This is a genomic window from Deltaproteobacteria bacterium, assembly GCA_009929795.1.
Classification (GTDB): domain Bacteria; phylum Desulfobacterota; class Desulfovibrionia; order Desulfovibrionales; family Desulfomicrobiaceae; genus RZZR01.
In genome coordinates this window covers 1-2,609 of record RZZR01000252.1, presented here as the reverse complement: position 1 = coordinate 2,609, position 2,609 = coordinate 1, and the positions used below count along the sequence as shown (strand labels likewise).

General features: G+C 61.2%; 3 protein-coding genes. 1 reads left to right on the top strand and 2 read right to left on the bottom strand.

Annotated elements, in window-relative coordinates:
• The coding region (locus EOM25_13855) for a DUF342 domain-containing protein (protein ID NCC26258.1) at nucleotides 1–1,568 on the top strand (1,568 nt) is incomplete at its 5' end.
• A 22-nt stretch (nucleotides 1,569–1,590) separates the two neighbouring features.
• Here EOM25_13855 and EOM25_13850 read toward each other — a convergent pair.
• Together EOM25_13850 and EOM25_13845 are read right to left on the bottom strand one after the other, a co-directional pair.
• Nucleotides 1,591–1,794: a hypothetical protein gene (locus EOM25_13850; GenBank protein NCC26257.1), complete on the bottom strand. Its 204-nt coding sequence runs from the start codon at nucleotides 1,792–1,794 to the stop codon at nucleotides 1,591–1,593.
• A gap of 15 nt (nucleotides 1,795–1,809) precedes the next feature.
• On the bottom strand, nucleotides 1,810–2,598 hold the full coding sequence (locus EOM25_13845) for a GTP cyclohydrolase I FolE2 (GenBank protein NCC26256.1): 789 nt from the start codon (nucleotides 2,596–2,598) through the stop codon (nucleotides 1,810–1,812).
• Nucleotides 2,599–2,609: the final 11 nt, after the last annotated feature.

The window sequence follows — 2,609 nt, the reverse complement described above, 5'->3', positions numbered from 1 at the left end:
ACGTCATGGGCCGGTACAGCCCGCCCCGCCCGGCCAGAGACGGTCTGGCTGTGACCGGGGAGGCCATTTCGGCCGAAAATATCCATGCCCCTGAGAATCTGATTTTTGCCAAGGACTCCGGCTGTCGGCTGGACCCGGAGACCTCGGAGGTCGTGGCCGAACGCTACGGGCTGGCCGAGGTCCAGGATCGACGGCCCATGGTCGCGCCTCTCGTGGCCGTGGCCAACAGGAAGATGACGGTCAAGGCCACGGTGTACGCCAGGACAGCCGGTGGAGAGCCGACCACCCCGGATCATTTCCGGCGTTTGCTGGAGGGTTTTGGGGTTACGGCTTCCCTCCAGGAGGAGGCCTTGGAGCAGGCCCTGGAGCAGGCCGGAAACTCGGGAAGTCCGGTGGAAGAGGTGGTCCTGGCCCGGGGCGTTTTGCCCCGGAACGGGCGGCATGGGGCCTTTAAGCCTGAAATCGTGTCCGCGGCCGACAGTTCGCCCGGCCAGGAAACCGATGACGGCAGGATCGACTACCGGGCCCGGGGCAGGATCCGGTCGGTCCGGCCCGGAGATCTTCTAGGGCGATTGATACCTCCGGAACCCGGGGTTCCGGGACTGGACGTGTTCGGCGACCTCGTCCCGGCCAAGGACGGCAAACCCTTCAAGCTGACGGCTGGAGAGAATGTCGAAGTCTCCGAGGATGGCACCGAGTATACGTCGACCTCCGAGGGTATGGTCTTTTTCGTCGGCCACACCCTGAAGGTTTCCGAGGTCTTCGAGATCAATGGGGATGTCGATCTGGCCGTTGGCAATGTTTTGCTGGAGCGTGGATCGGTCCGGATAACCGGATCGGTCATGACCGGTTTCAGGGTCGAGGCCCCTGGAAACGTGGTCATCGGCAAGGTCGTCGAGGGTGCAACCATTGTGGCCGGAGGAGACGTGCAGGTGGGCTACGGCATCGTCGGAGGGCAGCTGGAGGTCGGGGGTCGGATTTCGGCCATGTACGCTCAGAACGCCATCATGCATGCCCATGGCGACGTGGAAATCGCCCACGAGATCAACAATTGTACGATCTTCACTGGTGGAAAAGTTGTGGCCACTCAAGGAAGGGGCAAGGTCGTCGGCGGGGTCCTGAACTGCAACGAGGGCGTCATGGCCAAGGAGATTGGCTCGCCCATCGGCGTCGAAACCTTCATTTTTTTGGCCGTGGATCGCAAGGCCGAGGCAAACCTGGCCACCAAGAAGCAGCTGGAGGAAAACCTGAAGAAGATCTATGCCGTCGTGGGAGCGGGGGACATCAAGACCGCCTTGGAGAAGAGCCCCCCGGACAAGCGAGAGGCAGTGGCCAAGGTTTTGAAGGCCAGACTCCAATGCGAGCAGGAACTCAGGGAGGTCGAGGCCGAGATCGAACGTGACCGTGAGGCCCGTCTGACTCCTCTGAACATCAAGGTCAAGGCCACGGTCGGTATCCATCCCGACGTGGTCATCACCTGCTTCAAGGCCCAGTTCAGAAGCACGACCTTCATGTCCAGCCCGACCATTGTCTACAGCGTAGCTGAACGGAAGCTCGTCGTCGCCTGATTCTTCAGACTTTCAGACAGCCTCAATCCTCGAAGGGCATGTCCTGATCCAATCCGGTCATGACGTTGGCGGCGCTGTCCATCATCATGGCCATGGATCTGGACAGATTCAGAACGATCTCGGAGTGGATCTTTCTTTCCTCGAGGTTTTTGGCCTTGGACATGTCCTTGACGGCCTTGAGCTGTTCCTTGGCTAGGGCATCCATGAAATTTCCCAGATGATCCATAATTTTTCCTTATAGTTATAGAGGTTCCGGTCCGTTAGGGACCCGGGGGGCCTTGTCTGTGTTTCCGCTCGGTCCGGCAATGCTGGCAAAGGCGTTGTGATTGTGGATGGATTCGAGGCTTTCGACCTCCACCCGGTAGGTCTTGACCAGGGGGTGGGCCTCCAGACGCTGGGCCGCGGCCCGGACCACATCCTCGACAAAGCAGGGATGGTCAAAGGCTGATTCGGTGATTTTTTTTTCGTCTTCGCGTTTCAAAAGGGCGAAGACCGGGGAGGAGGCCGACTCCCGGCCGATGGCCGCCAGATCCTCGATCCAGAGAAATCCCGAGAAGGTGACCAGCATATTTACCAGAGCCCGCTGGCTGTGGGCCCCGACGCTGGAAATGGCCAGGGAGCATGGGCAGACGGTCATGACCGGGACCTCGACTCCGAGGGTCATGGTGAACCCGTTTCGACCAAGGGTCCCGGACAAACGGCATTGACAGTCCATGAGGGCACGACTGCCGCTGACCGGGGCCGCCAGGGCCATGAAGTAGGGAAAGGAAAAGGCCAGGTGGGAGCGCGACGCGTCCAGGCGCTGGGACAGGTCCTCCAAGAGGTGTCTGAAGCCGTGGTAGTCGACCCGGTCGCCCCAGGCCTCCAGGGCCTCGACGAAGCGGCTCATGTGGGTGCCCTTGAATCGGGCAGGTAGGTCCACGCTCATGGTGATGTCGGCCACGGCGTGTTGCCAGCCCCGGGCCTGGTCGCGGACCACGATGGGCCGTTTCAAACTGGCGATGCCCACCCGGTCGATGGGCCTGGGGATGGAGGACGGTC

Bases quoted from the DNA above. Each gene is read 5' to 3' on its own strand.
- EOM25_13850 (NCC26257.1), bottom strand. From the start codon at position 1,794: ATGGATCATCTGGGAAATTTCATGGATGCCCTAGCCAAGGAACAGCTC.